The following is a 21528-nucleotide window of genomic DNA, read 5'->3' on the forward strand; positions in this document are numbered from 1 at the left end:
CGCAGGAGAAAAGAGGCTAATTTGATAGCCCATAGTCCTATCGATTAGAAAAAAAGGAGAAGGGAACATACACACACCATCAGGGGATGTTATAATACATTTATCTACGCAGGGAGGCCCATCCCTTTGTGTCCTTCTACTTATGGGCAGGGGCCGCCGCTGCATATCATAACGATAAAAAGCAAGCGTACATGCCGCGTGATCGCAGCTAGCTACGTCACCATATCTCAACAGTCGAGGCGGCACGAGTGGCATGCTCAAAGCACACTCGAGATAGCTGCACTCATAGGATGGCATAACACTAAAAGCAAATAACGTTCGCAGTTGTCTGTTAACGGCATCACAATGCTTTTTACAGCAAGTGTTACTGAGAGATGAGGGGATGATGAATCATGGCCAAAAAAATCCTTATAATGGACGATGACCCAACGATTGCCGATCTGCTCACCGAAGCTCTGGCCGACGAAGGTTATGAGACCTTCATGACCACGCAGAGCCTGCGCTTCTATGACGCCGTGCGTGAACACCAGCCGGACCTTGTCATGCTCGACCTGATGATGCCATACCTGGATGGTCGTGATGAACTCAAACTAATGACCATGGCGGTCGACCGCCAGATCCCGGTCATCGTCGTCACAGCGTTTCTGGGCGCCGGAAACGAAGAGAAAGAGTTCCGTGAAGCGGGTGTAGCGCATATCGTCTATAAACCGTTCGATCTGGATAAACTTGTTGAACTTGTCAAACAAACTATTGGAGAACCTGGGGGAAGAAAAGCATGAGTGCTTCCGTAAGTGCTCCTGTTCGCGTTGCACTGGATGCTATGGGTGGCGATAACGCGCCCGGCGAAATCGTTCTGGGCGCGGTACAGGCCGCTCGTGAATATGGTATTGGTGTCTACCTGGTTGGGCGCGAAGAAGTCATTCGAACCGAACTGGCGAAACACGACACAACAGGACTGGACCTGCCCATCGTCCATACCGATGAAGTGATCGAGATGGATGATCATCCTGCGACCGCTGTACGGCGCAAGAAGAACGCATCGCTCATCATGGCTCTACAGCTGGTACGCGACGGAAAAGCACTGGGAGCGGTCTCCGCAGGTAATAGCGGCGCCATGATGGCCGCATCTCTCTTTACACTCAAACGCCTCCCGGGCGTCGATCGGCCAGCGCTGGGAGGTATCTTCCCCACCCGCGATAAAGCGTGCCTGGTCATCGATATGGGAGCCAACACCGACTGCAAGCCCGAATATTTACAGCAATTCGCGCTCATGGGCTCAATCTATATGGAGCGCATCTTTAAGATCTCTTCCCCGCGCGTCGGCCTGCTGGCCAACGGTGAAGAAGAGAGCAAAGGCAACCAGCAGGTGGTTGAGACCCACAAGCTCTTAAAGCAAAATGCCTCGGCCCTGGGCATCAACTTTATCGGCAATGTAGAGGGACGTGACATTCCCGCCGGCGTGGTCGATATTGTGGTCTGTGATGGCTTTGTGGGCAATGTGGTGCTGAAATTGAGCGAGGGGCTGGCCGAAACCCTGCTAGGACTGATGCGGGCCGAAATGACCAGCTCTCTGGTCAACAAGCTGGCCGCCGCCGTGCTGAAGCCGGGACTGCGCAAAGTCTTTAAACGCCTCGACTACGCCGAATATGGTGGTGTTCCACTGCTAGGCATCAACGGATCGGCGATCATCTCGCATGGCCGCTCCAATGCCAAGGCGATCAAGAACGCGCTCCGCGTTGCGCGCCAGACCGCCGAGACCGGCGTTGCCCAGGCTATCGCCGAAGGGCTGGCAAAGATAGAGCAGGACCAGCAGCCGCAGGCTGAAGTCCAGCAGATAGACAAATAAAATAATAAAAAAACAGGGGTGTGGTCATGCCCCTGTTTTTTTATACCTTAAAGCAATATCCTACGCCGCGTACGGTCTGCAAGAGACGCGGATGGGATGGATCTTCTTCCAGCTTCTGACGCAGCCAGCGGATATGCACATCGACGGTACGCGATCCCTCCGCCTGCTCATATCCCCACACCTGCTGAAGCAGCCGTTCACGCGAGAGCACCACCCCCTGATGACGCACCAGGTAGAGCAGCAGATCAAAAAGAATCGGCTGCTGAAGCTCAATACAGCGCTCATTATATATGACCTGGTGGCGAGCGATATCAATCACCAGGCCATTGATCGACAACTGTTGCTCACCAGCAGCGGTAACCATTTTGCGGCGCGTGGCAGGCCGGACAGCGTTTTTACGTTGATTCCAACGCTTGCCGCTGCGCGCCAGGGTATGGACACAGGCCAGCAACTCCTGCCACCAGATCGGCTGCACAACATAGTCGTCAATCTGGACCTCAGAGCGTTCTATGCGCGTGATTTCAATCGCGCTATGCACCAGTAACAGTTGGGGAACCGAGGCCGTAACATGCTCGGTTCGCAGATCACGACAGGTCGCGAACTGATCTGCATAGCATATCTCTACATCGAAGATGACCAGCGAAGGTTCAAGCCTGGAAACCAGCTCAACAACCTTACAACATTGTTCCAGTGCCTGGACGACATAGGCCTCTTCTTGCAACTTTGTCGTAATATACTGACGCAGATCTTTATCTTTTACTACAACCAGAATAGTTCGTGGCATCGCTAGCTTCCTTGCGATAAAGTGTTCTGGGGAATGCTATGAGCGGAAAACATAACCAACGCCGCGTACGGTCTGGATAAGTTTTGGGCTGGCAGGATCTTCTTCGAGCTTTTCGCGCAGCCAGCGCACGTGCACATCAACGGTACGCGTATCACCAGCATAATCGTATCCCCAGACGTTATGTAGCAATTGATCGCGGGTCAACACCGTACCACGGTTGCGCACCAGGTAGGTCAGCAGATCAAATTGCTTGGGCTGAAGCTCTAAATCCTGACCACGGCAATTAACACGCCGTCCGGCCTGGTCAATACGCAAGGGACCTGCTACCAGCTCACTGCGCGGTGGAACGATATCACCGCCGTCCGTGGCGGCATCCTGCTGCCCCGAGCGATCCTCCTGCAAGACAGGATAATCTACGCGCCGCAGCAGAGCCCGCACCCGAGCGAGCAACTCGCGACGTCCAAAGGGCTTCGTAACATAATCGTCCGCTCCCACCTCCAGGCCTACCACTTTATCGATCTCTTCACCTTTAGCAGTCAACATGATGATGGGAACAGCCGCTGTACGGTCCTCACGTCTCAATTGACGGCACACTTCAAGGCCATCCATGCCTGGAAGCATAATATCAAGCACAATCAGATCTGGCTGCTCCTTACGGGCCATTTCCAGGCCACTCAGGCCGTCCATAGCTGTGACGACCTGATAGCCAGATTGTTCAAGATTATACGCAATGGCTTCGATTAAGACCGCCTCATCATCCACTACCAGTATTTTTCGTACCACAGCCGCCTCCTACCTGATCTCTTAACCGAAACGTCCACTGATATAATCTTCCGTTTCTTTCTGTCGGGGACGTTCAAATAAGTTAACGGTCGGGGCCACCTCGATCAATTTACCGCTCAAAAAGAAACCGGTAAAATGGGAGACGCGCGAGGCCTGCTGCATATTGTGCGTCACGATCACAATCGTATAGTTTTTAACAAGGTCGGTGATCAGCTCCTCAATCTTCAGGGTAGCAATAGGATCCAGAGCCGAGCAGGGCTCATCCATCAACAGAACCTCTGGTTCCACGGCCAATGCGCGCGCGATACACAGACGCTGCTGCTGACCACCGGAAAGACCCAGCGCTGACGTATTCAGGCGATCCTTTACTTCATCCCAGAGCGCGGCGCCACGCAGGCTGGCCTCTACCCGCTCCTTAATCACCTTCGGCGATTTGCCCTGCACCTTCAAACCATAAGCCACATTCTCAAAGATGGACTTGGGAAAAGGATTGGGGCGCTGGAATACCATGCCGATACGCTGGCGCAGCAGGACGACATCGGTCTTCTTGTCGTAGATGTTGAAGTTATCGAAAATGGCCTCACCCTCGGTACGTGTGTTGGGAATCAGGTCATTCATACGATTGAGCGTGCGCAAAAAGGTAGATTTACCACAGCCAGACGGGCCGATCAGGGCCGTCACCTGGCGCTCACGCAACGGCAGAGAGACATCGTATAATGCCTGTTTGGGACCATAAAAGAAATTGGCGTTGCGCACATCGACCTTTGTACCGGCTGATGCGTTCAGGGTTTTGGTCGGATCAAACTCGCCCATATGGCGAGCCACGTCAGAGGCCGTGGCAGTATTCTCTCTGGACCCCATTTGATCTAGAGGCCGAACCTGATAGTTCCCTTCAACTACCCGAGTCCGTTCCTGGTGTTGATTCTCCATCACTACTCCTCACAATTGCTGAGTACAATACATCCATCCTGTCAACTAAGCCAGCAGGTACTCTTTATGCAACGGGATGGCGGCATCCACGATCAGGCGATCATCTACCACAATCAAACGAATATAGCGTCCCGCTAAAGCCTTGCTAATGAAGTACGGCCGTCCCTCGTAAGAGATATGGCCACTACGCGCAACCTTGCGTGAATAGATGTTCGCACCTTCGGGAAGGGTCATGTTTTCAGCCAGGCTATTTGCCGAAAGATTGATCATGAACTGATCCTCGCTTCTCGTATGTTTGCATCGCATTCTAGATGAATGCTCGTCATATTCTTAAGGGTTACGATACTTACACAGCCATGACGCGTCGCTGGATAAAACGACCCAGGTAACGCGAGCCAAGATTAATAACTAACAGGATGATAATGAGCAGAGCCGACGAACCAGCCGAAACCGCATTGGCCACGTTCTCGGGGATGGTTCCCGCGCCTACCGTTTTGAGGAACCAGATATGGATCGTCAAATTGTCGGTACTGATCATAGGATTCAGTGTATAGACATTTGAAGGATTCGAGGAACCCATGGTAAAGATGAGCGCCGCCGCCTCGGCAATGACTTTACCAGCCGTCAGCACGACGCCGGTGATAATACCCGGCAGAGCCGAGGGCAGGACCACCGTGCGGATCATATGCCACCTGGTTGAGCCCAGAGCCAGGCCACCCTCGCGCTGCTCGCGCGAAACAGATACCAGCGCATCCTCAAACAGACGTAGCGCCACCGGAAAGTTCAGGCAGAGCAAGGTCAGCGTACCTGACAGGCGGCTCAGGCCAAATCCCAGCACACTGGAAAAGACCAGGTAACCGAACAGCCCCAACACCAGCGAAGGAACGCCAGCCAGCGTCTCAGCCGCGAAATGGATGACCGTTACCAGTCTACCCTGGCGTGCATATTCCACCAGATAGATAGCCGCCGAAAGAGCAATGGGTACCAGAATAATCTCTGAAAAAACCAGCAGGTAAACGGTATTAAAGACCTGCTGCCCAACCGCGCCGATGCTATCTGTACCGTAGAAATCTGGATTGATCAGGTAAGGAACACCATCGAAGAGCAACTTCACAATAATGGCAATAAACAGCAGGGCCGACAGCGCCGTAACCAGCGCCAGTATAGTGCTGGCGATAGTATTGTTCGTATGCAGCCGGCGCGCCAGGCGCTGTAGTGAAGCCACCCGTTGCTGCTGCTGTTGCTGATCAGCAGCAACCGGAGCAATCTGTTGCTGAGCACTCATTTATACACACTCCTACTGGCAATGTAGCGGCTCAAGCAGATGAACAGGAACGAAATGATCAGCAGGACAAAGCCCAGCATCAGGTAACCATTGCGCTCCGTGCCAGAGGCCTCGGAAAAGTAGTTCAAGATGGCGTTAGTGATATTGATATTAGGCTGAAAGAATACGCCTGGCGTGAATAAGTTTTGTGGCAAGTTTACATCACCCTGCAACACCATACCAACGGCTAGCGCCTCACCAATGGCGCGCGTCATGCCGAGCACAACCGCGGTACCCAGACCAGCGGAAGCGGCCGGGAGGATGGCATCTTTCATCGTTTGCCAGCGGGTCGAACCGAGGGCCAGGCTGGCCTCACGCACACTTCCTGGCACCGCGGTCAACGCGTCCATCGAGACGCTCACCACGGTCGGCAGAACCATAACCACCAGGACCAGGGTAGCCGCGCCCCAACCCACGCCGGCATTGGCTGCGCTTGGTGCGATCGGTGCCGCAACCTTTGCCAGCCACGGGACCAGCACGATCAGAGCCAGAAAACCAATGATGACAGACGGGATGCCGGTAAAGATCTCAATCAGGGGGCGCAGTAACGCATTCACCCACTTCGGCGCCATCTCGGTCAGGTAGAGAGCCGTAGCGAAAGAGATAGGCGTCACAATGATGGTCGCGATCAGGGTCGTAACCACAGAACCCAGGATAAAACCCAACGCCCCAAAGCTCGGGGAATCTGCAGTGGGATCCCACTTAGTGCTGGTGAAGAAATTTTTGGCCGCCGGATCCTGGAACATCTTCAAGCCATTAAAGCCCAGGAAGATAAAAACACCAAAGATAATGGCTACCACAAGAATGGCGCAAAAGAGGAAAACATTCCGCGCGATCGTATCGCTCAAACGACTGCGCCGGGTCCGTATACTGCGGGGATCTCGCGAAACCTGAGTATTCACACTATTAGCCGCCACAATGCACTACTCCTTACCTGATGGAACACTCTTAACTTTACTGAAGATTAACTCTGTTTATCGTGTATATTTCCTGGAACAGCCCATCACAGACGGGCCATTCCAGGAACATGTGTCATCTTAATAACTTACGCTACTCGAAAGTGAGCTTACTGCTTAGGAGTCTTGGCAGCGATAGCGTCCGACGAGACCGCGCTGATGTCCATGAAGCCAAGCTGCTGGCGCAGGGAGGCGGTATCGGGACCTTTGACATAGTCGATGAAGGACTTTGCCAGGCCGCTGGCGGCGCCTTTGGTGTACATGTGCTCAATGTTCCAGAACTTGTAAGCGTCGGTCTTAACGTTGTCCTGAGAAGGATCCTGGCCATCGATTTTGACGGTGGTCAGATTGTTCGTCTGAGCGAAGTGAATGGTGTCGTAAGAGATCGCGCCGCTCTTGCTCTGTACGCTGGAAGCAACGTCGCCAGAGGTTTTGGCGGTGGTGTGGTTAGCACCAGAGACGCTCTCATCGGTACCACCAAGGATATACGTTTTGAAGGTATTGCGCGTACCGGAACCGGAAGGGCGGCTGACAACAGCGATCGGCAGGTCAGGGCCACCGACCTGTTTCCAGTTAGTGGTTTTACCGGTGAAGATGTCTTTAAGCTGAGCAGAGGTCAGGTTAGTCACACCGGTCACATCTTTATTGATGATAACAGCGAAGATAACAACAGCAACCTGGTTGTCGGTCAGGTCAGAGTACTCTGGATTCTTCTTCAGGTCGACAAAGTTGTCAGAGTTACCAACCTGCAAGCCGCCCTCGTGGACGCCTTTCAGACCAGCGCCACTACCCGTCAGCTGGGTGGTGATATTCGCGCCAGAGCACTGGCCCTGATAGTTTTTCGCCGCGGCCTGGACCAGGGGTCCCAGAGCGGTTGAACCACCGGTACCCAGTGTACCTGACTCACAATTGATCTTGCTGCTCGAACCACCAGATGTCGTCGCGGTTGGCGTGCTGCCACTTTTGCTGCCACTGTCACCACTGTTGCCTGTGGTTGAAGCACCACACGCGGTCACCAGAACACTCAGCATTGCTAAAACGGTAAGAATAAATGCAATGCGCCATTTGTTTAACATAGATACTCCTAACTCTCCTAAAAACGAGCTATAAAAGGCATTTGCGCAGAAATAAATTCAGAATTCTAAGTACTAGAATTTCTTTATCGTGTTGTCGCATTTATAAATTAGCATCGGCGAATTAACTATGCTTTATGGATATGTTAATTTACTGTTAAAATTCAACCATTTAACATTAATAATCCCTTTTACCCCCTCGCGAAATAGCGCGAAAGAGGTAAAAGGGATTATTAATGTGCCAGTAATGGCGAAAAAGGAACTTAAACTAGTGAGACATTTTTTGTGGGGGCTGGGTATCTATATTCTTCTTCTGGCGCCGGGCGGCGCTGCCTAATTTGCCAATGCGACGGTAGAAGTCGGGGTCCTGGCGGGCCTTCGTCATATTCCCCCCCTTCTTCCCCATGGCCGCGAAGTGTTCGACCCCATACTTACTGACGTTGGCCTGACCGCCCTTCTGGGCGATTTCACGATAATACTCGCTGCCACGCTTCTCCTTCAGCCTGGTACCTCCTTTTTTTCCGATACGGCGATAGTAGTCCTCGCCATATTTATCGCGTACCGTACTCCCTCCCTTACGACCGGCTTCAGATGTTGACATTGATACGGGCTTCACATCATCTTCAGACAACATAACACTAACCCCTTTCCCCGGACTTCCACCCAGGCAACCTGAGACCCTCGCACCAGCTAGCTGATGCAGCACTCACCACACAATCTTCCATACATCTGCATATGCTGAAATAACGTGCACGAATACAATCCACGTACTACCTATAAGCACATGGATAGTATAATGCATCTTTTATTATTTTGTCAATAAAACACTGGTTGATTACAGGTCATAATTCTTTATAGAGCATGGCACACATAGGTAACTGGACAAACTTGGGGAAAGGCAGTATACTACCAGACAAATGAAACGCTGAATGTACGCCGTGGGCAAGCACGCCCGGCTAGCGAGCTACCTATTTCTGTCCGGGAGCCAGAGAAGCAGCATGTACAAATCGCCCAAACAGGAAATAACCGCTACAACTTCATCCTTTATCCATCAGCTTTGCGCGAAATTAGCAGCGCTATCTAACCGGGGTATCTTTCAACAATCGAGGCTGACGGCCATACCCGTGCGCACAACGTATCCTGGAGCGAACAGCAAAACCACGCTCCCCTACCAGGAACCCGATTCCTGGTATACCCTTTGTAAGGCCTGGGTACGTTATCAATATATTCAAACGCGCTGGGATATTGAGCGCCGCCTCGCCCGCTTATTTCACCGCCGCTGGGGCGCCACGCCTAAGCATCGATAACCCTGTCGATGCTGCCAGGGTAAGGGCATCGGGTTATTTCGGCCTGCGCTTACGCCCTGGGGACGTAGTCTGGTCCAGTCCCAGATCGCCGGTACGGCGGATATGTGGACGCTTCACATTCTTGACCTCTTCCGCCTTATAACCTGGATATTTGCGCGCTGTACGTAGCTGCTGGCGCAACATCTTCTGCTCTTTAAATTCAATTGAGAGGCGGCGATAGAGATCTTCCCAGGTATCAAGCACCTTGACGCGATCATGGGCAGCGATAATCTGTAAGCTCTGCTGGCCCATTTTTGTGCGTAGGTCAGCATTGCTCAGCAGCGTATCGATCTGAGCAGCCAGTTCATCACTATTGCCGGGCGTAAACAGGAAGCCATTCACCTCGTGGTGTACCAGTTCCGGGAGCGCGTACGAGTTGGCCGCGATTACCGGCAGGCCACAGGCCATTGCCTCCATCGTCGCCAGACTCTGCAGATCGGCCTCGGACGGAATTACAAATAACGACGATGTCCGCCGCAGCGCCAGCAGGTCCGCGTCACGCACGAATCCCAGGAAACTGACCCGGTCACCGATCTGTAGCTCCTCCACCTGAGCGCGCAATTCAGCCTCCGCTGGACCCGAGCTGACCAGCGCGACATGGGCGTCCGTTTTCAACTTTGGCACCGCGTTCAGCAAGACGTCCACACGCTTCTCTTCACTCAGCCGATTGACATGTAGAATCAACGGCTTATCCACGGGCAGGCCAAACTGGCGCAGAATATCAGGTTCAGGTGCACCAGGCAGATACTTCTGCAAATCTATTCCATTCGAGATCGCGGCCGCCGGAGCCCGCAGTCCATGCTCATAAAGCAGATTCAGGGCCGTCATCGTCGGGGCCGTCACATATTCGCACCGATTACAAAAGTTGATCAGATAAGAATAGGTGATATTGCTAAAATGCTTACCCAGAAAAGGATCCGAGCTGAGTGAGCGGCTCATATTAATGGGTAGGTAGTGATTGGTGGTAATCACCGGTTTGCGCAGGCCACCCGCCAGTAGTTGAGCGATATTGCCCAGCACAATCGGGGAGTGAATATGGATAATATCTGGATCGGAGCGTTTGATCAGGTTGCGCACAGGAACAAAAGGGAGGAATGGGATACGCAGATCCTTATATGTTGGCCATTCAAACGAAGAGAAGCGATAGACGCGTACCTTCTGTTCCATTCTGCGCACATCGCGTGCCCCATAGCTGGGGGCCACCACCCATACCTGGTGGCCGCGATTGGCGAAATCGGTTGCCAGGCCGTGAGTCACGGTTGGCACGCCTCCCACCATTGGAGGATACTGGTCGGTCACAATCATGATACGCATATCTACCACTCACTTCCCACAAGAAATGCTGCCATATAAAATATCCTCCATAGAATACCACAATCTCTAGTAGAAATAAAAAAAGCCGCCAAATGAACCAATATCCAGAAGCCTGGATACATATTTTATCTGGTGCAGCAGGGGCGCGGATGCGCCCCTGCTGCACCAGATAAAATATGTGTGCGACCGCGCATGCGGACGCCCGTGCGGGGGCGCTCATGCATACCACCAGGAAAAAGTCCAATACTCTTCAATGCAAAACAGGCGACCAAAGCTGGTCGCCTGTTTTTGCGTTCAATCGCGCTAGTATTATTCCGCGCTCTCCTCGGAAGGTGCGGGAGTCTCCTCGGCGGCGGGGGCCTCTTCAGCAGCCTCGGCCTCAGGAGCGGCTGTCTCAGGCAGCTCGACACGTGGCGCCGAAACCTTCACAATAGGTTCCTCTGGATCGGTCACCAGCTTATAGCCGTTCGGCAGCTTGACGTCTTTAGCGTGCAAGGTCGAATCGATGTCTTCCAGGGACGTGATATCCACATCCAGGCTCTCGACGATAGATGCAGCAGTACACTCGACCGTCAGGGCATCGAGCAGGTGAAGCAGAATGCCACCCTGAATCTTGACGCCAGGAGCCTCGCCAACAAAGTGCAGAGGCACCTTCACCTCAAGGCGCTCGCGCAGACTGACGCGGGTGAAATCCACATGCAGCACCTCACCGGTAGGCGCGTGCTGAACGTGACGGATCAGGGCCGTCTGCTCAGGAGCATCTGGCAAGCGCAGATTAATGATGTTACGCGCAGCATGTTGACGGCGTAGACGGTCGAAGATCACTGCATCGAGTTGAATAGGCATCGGATCTTGCTTATGCCCATAGACATTGGCGGGAATCAAACCCTCACGGCGCAGACGCCGGGTGGCCTTTCCCATTACTGTTCGTGGTTGCACTTCTAATACAGTTCGTTCTGCCATAGCTAACTTCTTCCTCTTTCCGTTTGATAATATCTATTCTAGCCCGATCCCACATGGGGCCGGGCAGAATATGAGCAGTTTTTCCCGACTCATCCTTCTCCTAAAAATAGGGATGACAGTATCATGTATCGGCATAAACTCAGGAGAACTACTTCTTACTTCTTCTTACGTGAAAGAAGGTCATCAACGCTTCAAAATCCAGTGTATTGAGTACATCTTCAGGACGTAACCAGCCCTTGCGAGCTATCCCTATACCATATCGCATCACGTCAATCCCTGCAACCGAATGGGCGTCTGGATTGACAGGAATCTTGATCCCTTTGTCGCGCGCCTTGCGCACATAGCGCCAATCCAGGTCCAGGCGCGAAGGATGAGCATTGATCTCGATACAGGTACCGTGCTTCGCAGCGGCATCGATCACCTGATCCAGGTCGATGGGATAGCCGGGACGGCCGAGCAGGATACGACCAGTCGCGTGACCGATGATATCGACATAGGGATTGGCGATGGCGCGCAGCATACGCTGGGTCTGCTCCTCCTGGGAAAGGTTAAAATTGCTATGGATGGATGCGACCACAAAATCCAGGCTGGCCAGCACATCATCCGGAAAATCCAGCGCGCCATCGCGCAGGATATCGCATTCGGTCCCTTTCAGAATGCGGAAGCGGCCAGCATACTCTTCGTTGAGCTTGTCGATCTCCTCACCCTGGCGCTTCAGGTCATCGGGACGCAAGCCACCGGCATAGGCCGCGGCCTGGCTATGGTCACACATTCCCAGGTAGCTGTAGCCACGAGCGATACAGCCCTCAGCCATGTCGCGAATGCTATTCTGACCATCGCTCCAGGTCGAGTGGGCGTGCAGCACACCACGCAGATCGCTTTCCCGCACCAACGCTGGCAGAGCATGGCGCGCCGCCGCGTCAATCTCACCCATGTCCTCGCGCAGCTCAGGCTCCACATAATCCATCTTCAGCGCGTGGTAGATATCGGTCTCATCTTTACAGGGTACCAGGGTCTCATTGCCGTTCTCAACCTTGAACAGACCATAGTCGTTGATGGTCATGCCCATACTGAGAGCACGACGGCGCAGGGGGATATGGTGCTCGCGTGAACCGGTGAAATGGTGCAGGGTATAGGGGAACTGGCTATCGTTCACCAGGCGCAGATCCATGGCGATGCCGCTGCTGAGGACGACGCTGGATTTGGTTTCGCCCTTGCCGGTAATCGCCTTCACCGAGGGCTGACTGGTAAAGAAATCCATAATCGCGCGCCGCACGTCGCTGGCCGCCTGGTCATCGACGCTCAGGACCATATCGATATCCTTGACCGTCTCACGGCGGCGGCGCAGGCTGCCCGCGATCTGCAGACGTACCACACCGGGCTGCTCCGCCAGGGCCGCGCGAATGCGTTCCGCCTCCGCTTCTGCCACATCATATAAATAGCGATCGGAATGCTGGCTCAAGAACTCGAGACCCTGAAGAATCTTCTCCTGCGTCTTCTTGCCAAAGCCGGGGATATGCGCAATGCGATCGTCCTTGCAGGCCTGCTCCAGTTCCGCCAGACTATTGATGTTCAACTGCTGATAGATCGTATTGATACGCTTGGGACCCATGCCCGGGATGCGCCGCATATCCAGCTTGACCTGGGGCGTATTGGCCACCAGTTCATCATAGAACGCGATATGGTCGGTCTCCACCGCCTCCTCGATACGCTTGATCATTGTTGAGCCCAGGCCAGGCGTGCCTTTAAGCTTACCTTCCTTGACCAGCTGCTCAAGATTGCCCTCCAGCGATCCCACCGCTCGCGCGGCATTCTCATAGGCGCGAATCTCAAACACACTGCTCCCCTCTTTTAAGGCCAGCAGGACCGCGATATCTTCCAGCAAACCGGCGACTTGATTTTTATCCATCATAACCTCTCACATGAGACGCAAATCAAAAAACTCTGGTGGGTGAGCCGATACTTCGAATGGATGGCGCCCCTTCAAATCGCGATTCAAATAGCGCTTACAATCGAAGTGGACCAGCAGCCAGCAATACATATCATGGGTGACAAAGACCGCGTCCCACGGTTTCTCTTCGCCCATATCGAGCGGTTGATTGCAGACAAAGCACCGTGCCATGCCCGCCGCAACGGCCCGCTCGAACCAGCTCAACACAAACTCATTCATATCATCCAGGGTCATCATCTCCAGAGACGACTCTGGATAGCCAAATAGCACCGGATCGGGGCATTCCCGAAAGTCATCGTTAGCGCGACTGAGAGCGAGCAGCGGCGCACGTACCGCTACCTTTATTTCATCGTGTTCAGGGTCTTGCGCGGACGAAACCACGTCTGTCAGCAGCAATCCTTCACGAGCAAACCAGGCTAATAATTCGTTTCGCATACCTTATATTCTATAACATCATGCCGTTCAGGCCGCGTGGCACCACAGCCTGATAGCGAAAGGGAGAAATGAAATGTTTTACAATAAAAGAACAGCTACATCGGTGTTCTCCTCATTTAGCAAAGGTTTTCAAACATGCAATTAACACAACAGGATCCACGGCCTGGTCTGGGACGCTTATTCCTTACCTGGACCAGCATTGGACTGCAATCATTCGGTGGTGGTGCGACCACAAATATCTTGATTCAACGCGAGTTTGTCCAGAAGCGTCCCTGGATGACCATGGATGAATATACACACTACTGGAACTTATGCTTATTTGCGCCAGGAATTAACCTCGTTGCCTTAACTATTCTAATTGGGAAGAAGCTAGGTGGAAATGCTGGTATTTTTGTCTCTCTATTGGGACTGCTCCTGCCCAGCGCGAGCATTACCTGTCTGCTCGCCGCTGGATTCAAGCAGGTGGAGCATCTTCACCTGGTTCAGGCTATCCTGCAGGGAGTGGTTCCGGCGACGGCGGGTATTATGCTGCTGGTCGGTATCAACTTTGCCCAGCCTCAACTAATGCGCGCCTACAAGGAGGGTCTGCTCAACCTGATTATCAGCGTGGCGCTCATCGCGCTCTGCACGATAGCCATTATCATCAAAGTGCCCGTCTTCATCGTCCTCACCGGTACCGCGCTGCTGGGCGTGCTCTGCTTCACACGTCCCCTGCTCGAAAAGAAAGGCGAGGAGCACTAAATTGATAAATCCAATCGCATATTTCTTACTCTTTTTCAAAGCCACCGTCTTCTCATCCGGCGGCTTCAGCAATCTACCCAGCCTGCAGCAGGATCTGACTGCCAATCACTGGGCGGTCGAGGCCGACTTTGGGAAATCTGTCTCCATCGGGCAGATCAGTCCGGGACCCAACGGGCTATGGGTCATCTGCCTGGGCTACCTCACTTATGGTTTTATGGGGGCTCTGCTGGCTCTGATAGCAATCACCATCCCGCCATTCTTCGTGCTGGTCGTCGCCAGCGTATATGGGCGCATCGAACACCAGCGCTGGGTGCCTGGCCTGATGCGCGGCATCTCGCTGGCCGTAGTCGGAACCTTCCTCACCGTCTTCTGGACCATCAGTAGCGGCTCTGGGGCCGACTGGCGTAGCTGGGCCATCTGTGCCATCGCCTTCGCGCTGGCCTACAGCCGGCGCGTCAATATCTTTCTGATCCTCGTGCTCGCAGCCGGCGCCGGCTACCTTATCTATCGCTAACAAAATTTCCTTTATATATGGCGGTGTGATGTGTGCGCAATGCGCACACATCACACCGCCATATATACACTTCTGAGCGCCGTAGGCGCGTGGTGTCATGGCCGAAGGCACAAACTCATGGCTTTCAGCCATCATCCTTTTCGGCCTGCTGACCTGCATTCCTCTTTTCCAGCCATTGGCGGATACTATTCTCTTTGCCTTGATTGCCGGGCTCATAGAAATGGCGTCCCACCAGGCTTTCTGGCAGGTACTCCTGCAAGCGATCGGAAGGAGGTCGTTCGGGATCATCGATCTGCATATCTTTATAGTAGTCGTGGGCATACTTGTATTCTTTACCGTAACCGAGCTGCTTCATCAAGCCAGTAGGAGCATTGCGGATCCAGAGCGGAACGGGATCGTTGTGACCGTTGAGGATTTCGGCCCGAATCTGGTTGTAGGCGTTATAGACGGCATTGCTCTTGGGGGCTACGGCCAGGTAGACTACCGCCTCAGCCAGGATAACACCCGCCTCCGGCATGCCCACAAAGTGTACCCCCTGCTGGGCCGCGACACAGATAGAGAGGGCCTGCGGATCGGCCAGGCCAATATCCTCTGCGGCCATGCGCACCACGCGACGCGCGATATATAAGGGATCTTCACCGGCTTCCAGCATGCGGATCAGCCAGTACAGGCTGCCATCGGGATCCGAGCCTCGTACGGCCTTGTGCAGGGCTGAGATCATATCATAGTGCTGATCGCCACCTTTATCGTACTGCAAGGCCCGATGCTGCATGGCATCCTCAATCATTTCGGTGGTAACCTCAACCGGCTCACCCTCCACCACCGGCTCGCCCGTGCCCACGACCGCCAGTTCAAGCACATTGAGGGCGGTGCGAGCATCGCCACTGGCAAAGATCGCCACCTGGTGCAGTACCGCATCATCCACCGTCACCTGCCAGTTGCCCAGTCCACGCTCCTTATCAGCCAGCGCGCCGCGCAGGATAGAGACGATCTGGTCTTCGGTCAGAGCACGCAGTACAAAGACGCGTGAGCGCGACAGCAGGGCGGAGTTTACCTCAAAGCTAGGATTCTCGGTTGTGGCCCCAATCAACGTCACCACCCCACGCTCCACGTGTGGCAGGATAGCATCCTGCTGCGACTTATTGAAGCGATGGATCTCATCAACAAACAGGATCGTGCGCTGGCCCATGAAGCGCTGCTTCTTCGCCTCCTCGGCGATCTTGCGCAGGTCGGCCACACCCGCCGAAACAGCGTTCAGACGCACGAAGAGCGCGTGGGTCTGATGGGCGATTACCTCGGCCAGCGTCGTTTTTCCACTTCCGGGAGGGCCCCAGAGGATCATCGACGAGACCTTATCGTGCTCGATAATGCGGCGCAACAGCTTACCCGGACCCAGCAGGTGTTCCTGTCCCACTACCTCATCCAATGTACGTGGACGCATGCGAGCCGCCAGCGGCTCACCCGGTCCTGAGCTACCGCTATCGGGGGCGGCCGTCATATTTTTCTTGTTAGGAGCCGCTTTATCGCCTGAATCAAAGAGAGATCCTTGAAATACCATATATATCTTTTCGCTTTTCATGCAGTTTCAAACATAGATGCTTTGCTCATCACAGTATCACATGTTTGCTGCGTTCTGGCAACTGTGTGTCAGACACACTTTTCTCGGGGCGCTCACGCGCCCCCACACGCGCGGCCGCGATGGTTTTAGTAAGTTAGTGCAACAGGCGCAGCTGCGCCTGTTGCACTAACTTACTATGGGAAAAACATTAGTGGTTATGTGGGTGCATGGAGGCGCTCGGCACCCCCATGCACCCACATAACCACTAATCTGTGAGCACCGCAGGTGCGAAAGCGCAGGCGTGCCATAGGCGCGGATAGACACAAAAATGTAACAATTCTGGCATATTCCCGCAAATATCTGCGCGTATGATCTAAGTGTTAAAGCGAATATAGAATTGTCGCCTGAAAGATAGATGTACTAATCGATGGATGAAAAATAAGGAGAAAAGAAATGGCTGCCCTACATATGCAAGAAGAATACTCACAAACACAGAGACAAAGAAATTCGGATGTCAGGTATACACTCGGCAATATGCTTTACCTGCTCCTGTCATTTCCTTTGGGCATCATCTACTTTGTAATTCTGGTGGTCGGCCTCTCCGTGGGGCTGGGGACCGTAATCGTCTGGATCGGGCTGCCAATCTTGCTGCTGACGCTGCTGGCGATCCGTGGCATCGCTATTATGGAGCGCGACCTGGCGGCCAATCTGCTGCAGATGCCGATGCCCTATATCCCACCACGGCAACCAGTGGAGGGGAAAGGCAAGCTCTTGCGCTGGCTGCGCGGTAGTCTAAGCGACGCGGTCACCTGGAAGAGCATGATCTACATGCTGCTCAAGTTTCCTCTGGGCATCATCTCCTTTGTGCTGGTTGTCACGCTGCCGCTAATAGCTTTAGGAATGACGCTGGAGCCGCTGATCTATCTACTCAACCTCTTTATCGACGGACTGGTTGCTGCGGCCGGGCACCATACTCATAGCTACATGTTTTTCATAGAGATACACGACGGCATCTTCGATCCGATCATGTTCGCCCGCACATTTATCGCCGTCCCCATCGGTCTACTGGTCGGCTGGGGGAGCCGCATTATCCTGAATGGCCTGGCACAGATGTGCGGCCTGCTGGCACGCGCCATGCTATGTCCCAGCCAGATCGACGTGGCCTACCCCAAAGACGACCGCTACGCTAGCATGCATTAATAAAAAAGTGTGGGTGTCTCGACATCCACACTTTTTGCTGTATTACAAGAACAAATTACAGATTAACCAGGACGATCCCAACAAAGATGACCAGAATGCCCAGCCATTGCGTGAGCCGCAGGCGTTCACGCAGGAAGAGCCAGGCCAGCAGGACCGTGACAGCGCTATAGAGCGATGAGAGCATAGTGACCAGTGAGACCTGGCCGGGCTGCATACCACTGGTGTAGGCGATATACGCCAGCGTGTCAAAGAAGCCAGTGCCCAACAGGAGCAGCCAGACTCTGCCCCGCGGAAACGTGAGCGGCTGCTTCACCAGGGGTGAGCACAACAGAAGCACAAACGGCGTCACGATACGGATAAACCAGACAGGCGTGATATTGCCCAGGCCGGGTGTTACCAGGAAACCCAGCACCCAGAATGTCAGGCCATATCCCAGCGAAGCCAGCAGCGCCAGCAGAATCCCTCGACTGGATGCGCCCCGCCGGGGCAACGTCCACAACCGCCTCTCTCTCCCACCAGCCGACGTCGGAGCTGTCGAACACGCGATAACGCCCAGCAATACCAGTACGATAGCCAGGTTTTGCAGGCCCGTCAACACCTCGCCACTCAAAAGGGCCAGCACTACCGTCACCACGGCGTAGCTGGCGGCAATCGGCGAGACCAGAGATAGCGTTCCCACCTGGAACGCACGATAGAGGGCCAGCGAACTAATAATATTGAGCAGCGCAGCCAGCAAGGCCCATAGCCAGGGCAGCCAGCTCGCCTGCGCGAACATATGCTGGAGCTCCCCAGTCACAAGCAAATAAATGGTTAAACCAAAGATGCCAACAAACTGTAGATAGCAAAGCGTGCGATAGGTACCAATACGGTGCGTCGCATAGCGTGCGCAGAAATCACCGAGTCCCCAGAAGATAGCCGCCATAAGTCCATAAAAAATACCCATAGATGACATTCTATCATCTATGGTTGCGCCCTGGGCAGTGCCTAACTCTTGTCATGGTGGGGCACATGAGCCCCCCGCACGCGCGTCCGCTGCGCGGCCGCTCGTTTTTTTGTTTTGGTGCAGCAGGAGCGCCAGAGCGCTCCTGCTGCACCAAAACACATTATGGGCTGCTAAGCACCTGCTACGCTCACTGGTCCACTGTATACTGGTGCGGGGGGCGCGGTGTGCTTCTGCTGCACCAACACATTATGGGCTGTTGAGCACCTGCTACGCTCACAAACCCATTGTATACTGGTGCGGCCGCGCAGCGGATGCGCGTGTGGACGCTCTCACGTGCCACCATGGTGACGGGAGTAAGACCCATTCTTAGAGAAACATAGGAAAAAGATGGAACATAGTGCCACAAAAGATTGTTCTTATGCTTACATAATATATACAAGCTGCGAGAAGCACGCAGCCGCTAGCGATCGAGAGTGAAATCAGCGAAGAAAGGAAGATACGATGGCACTTGATCTCACGCAGGCTAAAGATGCACATGTTGATCAGCGACTCAAGCAGGAGTTGATGATGTGGTTGAATAGCGTTAGAGCCAACGGGCGTCCACATACTGTCCCGGTCTGGTTCTTATGGCACAACAATCAGGTCTTTATTTTCAGCCAGCCCGGCAAGCAAAAGATCCGCAACGTCGAGCGCAATCCCTACGTTACCCTGTCGTTGGATACGCGGGATGGAGGCGGCGACATCGTCATCATAGAGGGTGAAGCCAGGTTGGAACAGCAGCAAGACGCGGCCATGTTGCAGGCATACGCCAGCAAGTATGCCGAACAAATAAAATCCATGGGATGGACCTTCGAGAACATGAGCAAAGAGTATTCGCAGCTCATCAGCGTCACTCCCACGAAGTTCATCAGCTGGAATGATTAGCCTTTTGCCGTATTGAAATAACGGGATCCCACAGCGCGACCGCGCTGTGGGATCCCGTTATTTCAATACGGCAAAATATGTGATACTATTCCAATATTGGAATAGTATAATATTGGAGGATAATCATATCATAACGACTCTTGGATATGCGTTATTGGCGTTGGTGGCGCGCCAGGCCTCCTCGGGCTATGACCTGGCCCAGCGCTTGAAGCGGCCGATCGGCTTCTTCTGGTCTGCCAATCCGAGCCACATCTATAGCGAGTTGGCGCGCCTGGAGAAAGCCGGATTGATCACCCATCAGTCGATTGAGCAGGCGACACGCCCCACCAAGAAGCTCTTCAGCCTGACCGAGAGTGGACAGGCCGCGTTACGAGATTGGGTGACCACGTCTGTTGAGCCGGCTCCGCCGCATGATGAGCTGGTGCTGAGGGCATACGCGATCTGGCTGGCCGACCCGGACAAGGCCATCCAGCTATTTCAGCGGCAGAAAGAATATCACAAGGCGCGGCTGGCCGAATATCGGCAGATCCTGGCTCGTATCGAGCGTACGCATGAGGCAGGAATCACCGTGACCATGCCCGAGTTTGGTAACTACGCCACACTTCATGCCGGCATCTACTCTGAACAGGCTGCGCTTGGCTGGTGCCACTGGATGGTGGATCAATTTGAGCGCCATGCTCGCCAGGATCCAGAACAGGAAAAATAACACCACCAGGAATCCTTTTCATTCAGGTACAGACAGGGAGGTTTTTCCGCCATGAAACACGATGTTTCCAGCCATACTCGATCCGAACTGGGATTGCGCGTGGCATCCACCTTGTTTTCCAGGCGCAGCTTTTGCGCCCTGGTCGCGACTGGTATGCTGACAACTGCGTGCCAGCCTTTCTCAACTACCATCACACCGACAGCGACCCCTACCGCTACCCGTCCCGTGCTTAAAACCATCACGGCCGCCAACGCCAATCATCTCAAGCAGATAAGGATGCTGGACGGTCTGCCGGGCAGGGTGCGCGGCCTGTGCTGGTCGCCCGATGGTCAACTGCTGGCCATGGCGCCGACTGACCAGATTCAGATTTGGCGTGGCGCCGCCGTAAAGCGGGTCGCGCTGTTCCAGGGAGAAGCGGGCAGCGTCAACGGCATGGCCTGGTCGCCCGATGGCGCATCGCTGGCGGTGGTCGGTGATAAAGGGGTGGCCCAGCTTCTGGACACCTCAAACTGGCGCACGCGCATGGTGTTGAAGTGGCAAACGACCAGTGCACATCCCCGCGCGGAACTGATAAGCGTGGCCTGGTCGCCCACTTCTCACCAGCTAGTGGCGGGCAACGCCGATGGAGCCATCTTGCTCTGGGATACCAGCAGCGGCAAAAATATTGGAATGTGGGAAGGTCCCACCCGGCGCGCTGACTCTCTCGGCCGCTATCCTTACGCGATCTGGGGCATCACCTGGTCGCCAGATGGGCGCTACATCGTCTCGAACCGCTATGATACCTATACCTTCGTATGGGATGCGCGCAATGGCAAGATCCTCAGGCAGCTTCCACCCCAGGATCAGCCTAATGGAGTGAGCTACTCGCCCAATGGGCAGCTGGTGGCCACATCCAACGACGTCGGGACAGTTCAGATCTGGAACCAGCAAGGTAAAAACATTCGGATCCTTGATGATCATACACAATCTGGCTGGGCCTATCCGGTTATGTGGTCGCCAGATAGCACCCTGCTCGCCACTGCACGTGGAGAAGGCATGGTCCAACTCTGGGAGGTAAAAAGTGGTCACGAGCTAGCCTCCCTCCAGGGACATAACTCTGGTGTGTATACTGGTGGCTGGTCATCTACAGGCACCCTCATCGCAACCGGCGGCGATGATGCCACGGTTCGCCTGTGGGGCGTCACCAGTTAGCCACAGCATCGCGACACAACAGGGCGCATTCTGTATGGATTTTTTA

At 54.1% G+C, this 21528-nt stretch carries 23 protein-coding genes; 9 read left to right on the top strand and 14 right to left on the bottom strand.

All coding sequences use genetic code 11. The features are described from left to right. Positions 1-392: 392 nt before the first annotated feature. Both KTT_RS08840 and plsX read left to right on the top strand, forming a co-directional pair. Positions 393-779 carry a response regulator gene (locus KTT_RS08840; RefSeq protein ID WP_126549880.1) on the top strand — a complete coding sequence of 129 codons (387 nt, stop codon included), beginning with the start codon at positions 393-395 and terminating at the stop codon, positions 777-779. Further along, the gene (gene plsX, locus KTT_RS08845; RefSeq protein WP_126595635.1) at positions 776-1846 is read left to right on the top strand and encodes a phosphate acyltransferase PlsX; all 1071 of its coding nucleotides are present in this window, start codon (positions 776-778) and stop codon (positions 1844-1846) included. Before KTT_RS08840 ends, plsX begins: the two co-directional genes overlap by 4 nt. A gap of 40 nt (positions 1847-1886) precedes the next feature. Here plsX and KTT_RS36490 read toward each other — a convergent pair whose 3' ends face one another. The 8 genes from KTT_RS36490 to KTT_RS08885 all read right to left on the bottom strand — a co-directional run bounded on the left by KTT_RS36490 (position 1887) and on the right by KTT_RS08885 (position 8330). Then, complete coding sequence (locus KTT_RS36490) at positions 1887-2630, bottom strand: winged helix-turn-helix domain-containing protein (protein WP_126595636.1); 744 nt, start codon at positions 2628-2630, stop codon at positions 1887-1889. Positions 2631-2666: 36 nt separating this feature from the next. Further along, positions 2667-3413, bottom strand: a complete 747-nt coding sequence (locus tag KTT_RS08855) for a response regulator (protein WP_126595637.1) — start codon at positions 3411-3413, stop codon at positions 2667-2669. A gap of 21 nt (positions 3414-3434) precedes the next feature. Then, on the bottom strand, positions 3435-4226 hold the full coding sequence (pstB, locus tag KTT_RS08860) for a phosphate ABC transporter ATP-binding protein PstB (protein ID WP_126599500.1): 792 nt from the start codon (positions 4224-4226) through the stop codon (positions 3435-3437). A gap of 162 nt (positions 4227-4388) precedes the next feature. Beyond that, entirely contained in the window at positions 4389-4613 is a 225-nt protein-coding gene (locus tag KTT_RS08865) for a hypothetical protein (protein ID WP_126595638.1), read from the bottom strand. A gap of 76 nt (positions 4614-4689) precedes the next feature. After that, the gene (gene pstA, locus KTT_RS08870) at positions 4690-5628 is read right to left on the bottom strand and encodes a phosphate ABC transporter permease PstA (RefSeq protein WP_126595639.1); all 939 of its coding nucleotides are present in this window, start codon (positions 5626-5628) and stop codon (positions 4690-4692) included. Continuing rightward, on the bottom strand, positions 5625-6584 hold the full coding sequence (gene pstC / locus KTT_RS08875; protein WP_160145753.1) for a phosphate ABC transporter permease subunit PstC: 960 nt from the start codon (positions 6582-6584) through the stop codon (positions 5625-5627). The genes pstA and pstC overlap by 4 nt, the downstream gene beginning before the upstream one ends. 149 nt (positions 6585-6733) lie before the next feature. Then, the gene (locus KTT_RS08880) at positions 6734-7699 is read right to left on the bottom strand and encodes a phosphate ABC transporter substrate-binding protein (RefSeq protein ID WP_126595641.1); all 966 of its coding nucleotides are present in this window, start codon (positions 7697-7699) and stop codon (positions 6734-6736) included. Positions 7700-7964: 265 nt separating this feature from the next. Next, on the bottom strand, positions 7965-8330 hold the full coding sequence (locus KTT_RS08885) for a general stress protein (RefSeq protein ID WP_126595642.1): 366 nt from the start codon (positions 8328-8330) through the stop codon (positions 7965-7967). Positions 8331-8694: 364 nt separating this feature from the next. On the opposite strand from KTT_RS08885, the gene KTT_RS08890 reads away from it, so the two are divergent. Beyond that, positions 8695-9003 carry a hypothetical protein gene (locus KTT_RS08890; RefSeq protein ID WP_126595643.1) on the top strand — a complete coding sequence of 103 codons (309 nt, stop codon included), beginning with the start codon at positions 8695-8697 and terminating at the stop codon, positions 9001-9003. A 33-nt stretch (positions 9004-9036) separates the two neighbouring features. On the opposite strand, the gene KTT_RS08895 is transcribed toward KTT_RS08890, so the two are convergent. From KTT_RS08895 to KTT_RS08910, 4 genes are all read right to left on the bottom strand, one after another. Continuing rightward, a complete protein-coding gene (locus KTT_RS08895; protein WP_126595644.1) occupies positions 9037-10356 on the bottom strand; it encodes a glycosyltransferase in 1320 nt (439 codons plus the stop codon). Positions 10357-10665: 309 nt separating this feature from the next. Continuing rightward, complete coding sequence (locus tag KTT_RS08900; protein WP_126595645.1) at positions 10666-11319, bottom strand: 50S ribosomal protein L25; 654 nt, start codon at positions 11317-11319, stop codon at positions 10666-10668. 148 nt (positions 11320-11467) lie between these two features. Then, complete coding sequence (gene polX / locus KTT_RS08905) at positions 11468-13231, bottom strand: DNA polymerase/3'-5' exonuclease PolX (protein ID WP_235845646.1); 1764 nt, start codon at positions 13229-13231, stop codon at positions 11468-11470. A 6-nt stretch (positions 13232-13237) separates the two neighbouring features. Then, on the bottom strand, positions 13238-13705 hold the full coding sequence (locus KTT_RS08910) for a hypothetical protein (RefSeq protein WP_126595646.1): 468 nt from the start codon (positions 13703-13705) through the stop codon (positions 13238-13240). 135 nt (positions 13706-13840) lie between these two features. Here KTT_RS08910 and KTT_RS08915 point away from each other — a divergent pair, with 135 nt between their 5' ends. Further along, positions 13841-14446: a chromate transporter gene (locus tag KTT_RS08915; protein WP_126595647.1), complete on the top strand. Its 606-nt coding sequence runs from the start codon at positions 13841-13843 to the stop codon at positions 14444-14446. A 1-nt stretch (position 14447) separates the two neighbouring features. Next, positions 14448-14960, top strand: a complete 513-nt coding sequence (locus KTT_RS08920; RefSeq protein WP_126595648.1) for a chromate transporter — start codon at positions 14448-14450, stop codon at positions 14958-14960. A gap of 124 nt (positions 14961-15084) precedes the next feature. Here KTT_RS08920 and KTT_RS08925 read toward each other — a convergent pair whose 3' ends face one another. Beyond that, a complete protein-coding gene (locus tag KTT_RS08925; protein WP_126599504.1) occupies positions 15085-16458 on the bottom strand; it encodes a replication-associated recombination protein A in 1374 nt (457 codons plus the stop codon). A 513-nt stretch (positions 16459-16971) separates the two neighbouring features. On the opposite strand from KTT_RS08925, the gene KTT_RS08930 reads away from it, so the two are divergent. Further along, positions 16972-17718 (top strand): sensor domain-containing protein, encoded by a 747-nt coding sequence (locus tag KTT_RS08930; RefSeq protein ID WP_126595649.1) that lies wholly within the window; start codon positions 16972-16974, stop codon positions 17716-17718. Between the two features lie 55 nt (positions 17719-17773). Here the strand turns inward: KTT_RS08930 and KTT_RS08935 are convergent, their stop codons facing one another. Then, a complete protein-coding gene (locus KTT_RS08935) occupies positions 17774-18661 on the bottom strand; it encodes a DMT family transporter (RefSeq protein WP_160145754.1) in 888 nt (295 codons plus the stop codon). Between the two features lie 501 nt (positions 18662-19162). Here KTT_RS08935 and KTT_RS08940 point away from each other — a divergent pair. The 3 genes from KTT_RS08940 (at position 19163) to KTT_RS08950 (ending at position 21482) form a co-directional block, all read left to right on the top strand. Beyond that, positions 19163-19585 (top strand): TIGR03667 family PPOX class F420-dependent oxidoreductase, encoded by a 423-nt coding sequence (locus KTT_RS08940; RefSeq protein WP_126595651.1) that lies wholly within the window; start codon positions 19163-19165, stop codon positions 19583-19585. A gap of 112 nt (positions 19586-19697) precedes the next feature. After that, positions 19698-20291 carry a PadR family transcriptional regulator gene (locus KTT_RS08945; protein WP_126595652.1) on the top strand — a complete coding sequence of 198 codons (594 nt, stop codon included), beginning with the start codon at positions 19698-19700 and terminating at the stop codon, positions 20289-20291. A 51-nt stretch (positions 20292-20342) separates the two neighbouring features. Then, a complete protein-coding gene (locus KTT_RS08950; protein WP_126595653.1) occupies positions 20343-21482 on the top strand; it encodes a WD40 repeat domain-containing protein in 1140 nt (379 codons plus the stop codon). Positions 21483-21528 lie beyond the last annotated feature (46 nt).

The sequence above is a fragment of the Dictyobacter aurantiacus genome (assembly GCF_003967515.1).
GTDB lineage: Bacteria > Chloroflexota > Ktedonobacteria > Ktedonobacterales > Ktedonobacteraceae > Dictyobacter > Dictyobacter aurantiacus.

What these genes read in the sequence shown, in the direction of transcription:
- KTT_RS08840 (WP_126549880.1), top strand. Translation starts at nt 393, where the DNA reads ATGGCCAAAAAAATCCTTATAATGGACGATGACCCAACGATTGCCGAT.
- plsX (WP_126595635.1), top strand. Translation starts at nt 776, where the DNA reads ATGAGTGCTTCCGTAAGTGCTCCTGTTCGCGTTGCACTGGATGCTATG.
- KTT_RS36490 (WP_126595636.1), bottom strand. Translation starts at nt 2,630, where the DNA reads ATGCCACGAACTATTCTGGTTGTAGTAAAAGATAAAGATCTGCGTCAG.
- pstB (WP_126599500.1), bottom strand. Translation starts at nt 4,226, where the DNA reads ATGGGCGAGTTTGATCCGACCAAAACCCTGAACGCATCAGCCGGTACA.
- KTT_RS08865 (WP_126595638.1), bottom strand. Translation starts at nt 4,613, where the DNA reads ATGATCAATCTTTCGGCAAATAGCCTGGCTGAAAACATGACCCTTCCC.
- pstA (WP_126595639.1), bottom strand. Translation starts at nt 5,628, where the DNA reads ATGAGTGCTCAGCAACAGATTGCTCCGGTTGCTGCTGATCAGCAACAG.
- KTT_RS08880 (WP_126595641.1), bottom strand. Translation starts at nt 7,699, where the DNA reads ATGTTAAACAAATGGCGCATTGCATTTATTCTTACCGTTTTAGCAATG.
- KTT_RS08885 (WP_126595642.1), bottom strand. Translation starts at nt 8,330, where the DNA reads ATGTTGTCTGAAGATGATGTGAAGCCCGTATCAATGTCAACATCTGAA.
- KTT_RS08890 (WP_126595643.1), top strand. Translation starts at nt 8,695, where the DNA reads ATGTACAAATCGCCCAAACAGGAAATAACCGCTACAACTTCATCCTTT.
- KTT_RS08895 (WP_126595644.1), bottom strand. Translation starts at nt 10,356, where the DNA reads ATGCGTATCATGATTGTGACCGACCAGTATCCTCCAATGGTGGGAGGC.
- KTT_RS08900 (WP_126595645.1), bottom strand. Translation starts at nt 11,319, where the DNA reads ATGGCAGAACGAACTGTATTAGAAGTGCAACCACGAACAGTAATGGGA.
- polX (WP_235845646.1), bottom strand. Translation starts at nt 13,231, where the DNA reads ATGATGGATAAAAATCAAGTCGCCGGTTTGCTGGAAGATATCGCGGTC.
- KTT_RS08910 (WP_126595646.1), bottom strand. Translation starts at nt 13,705, where the DNA reads ATGCGAAACGAATTATTAGCCTGGTTTGCTCGTGAAGGATTGCTGCTG.
- KTT_RS08915 (WP_126595647.1), top strand. Translation starts at nt 13,841, where the DNA reads ATGCAATTAACACAACAGGATCCACGGCCTGGTCTGGGACGCTTATTC.
- KTT_RS08925 (WP_126599504.1), bottom strand. Translation starts at nt 16,458, where the DNA reads ATGACGGCCGCCCCCGATAGCGGTAGCTCAGGACCGGGTGAGCCGCTG.
- KTT_RS08930 (WP_126595649.1), top strand. Translation starts at nt 16,972, where the DNA reads ATGGCTGCCCTACATATGCAAGAAGAATACTCACAAACACAGAGACAA.
- KTT_RS08935 (WP_160145754.1), bottom strand. Translation starts at nt 18,661, where the DNA reads ATGGGTATTTTTTATGGACTTATGGCGGCTATCTTCTGGGGACTCGGT.
- KTT_RS08940 (WP_126595651.1), top strand. Translation starts at nt 19,163, where the DNA reads ATGGCACTTGATCTCACGCAGGCTAAAGATGCACATGTTGATCAGCGA.
- KTT_RS08950 (WP_126595653.1), top strand. Translation starts at nt 20,343, where the DNA reads ATGAAACACGATGTTTCCAGCCATACTCGATCCGAACTGGGATTGCGC.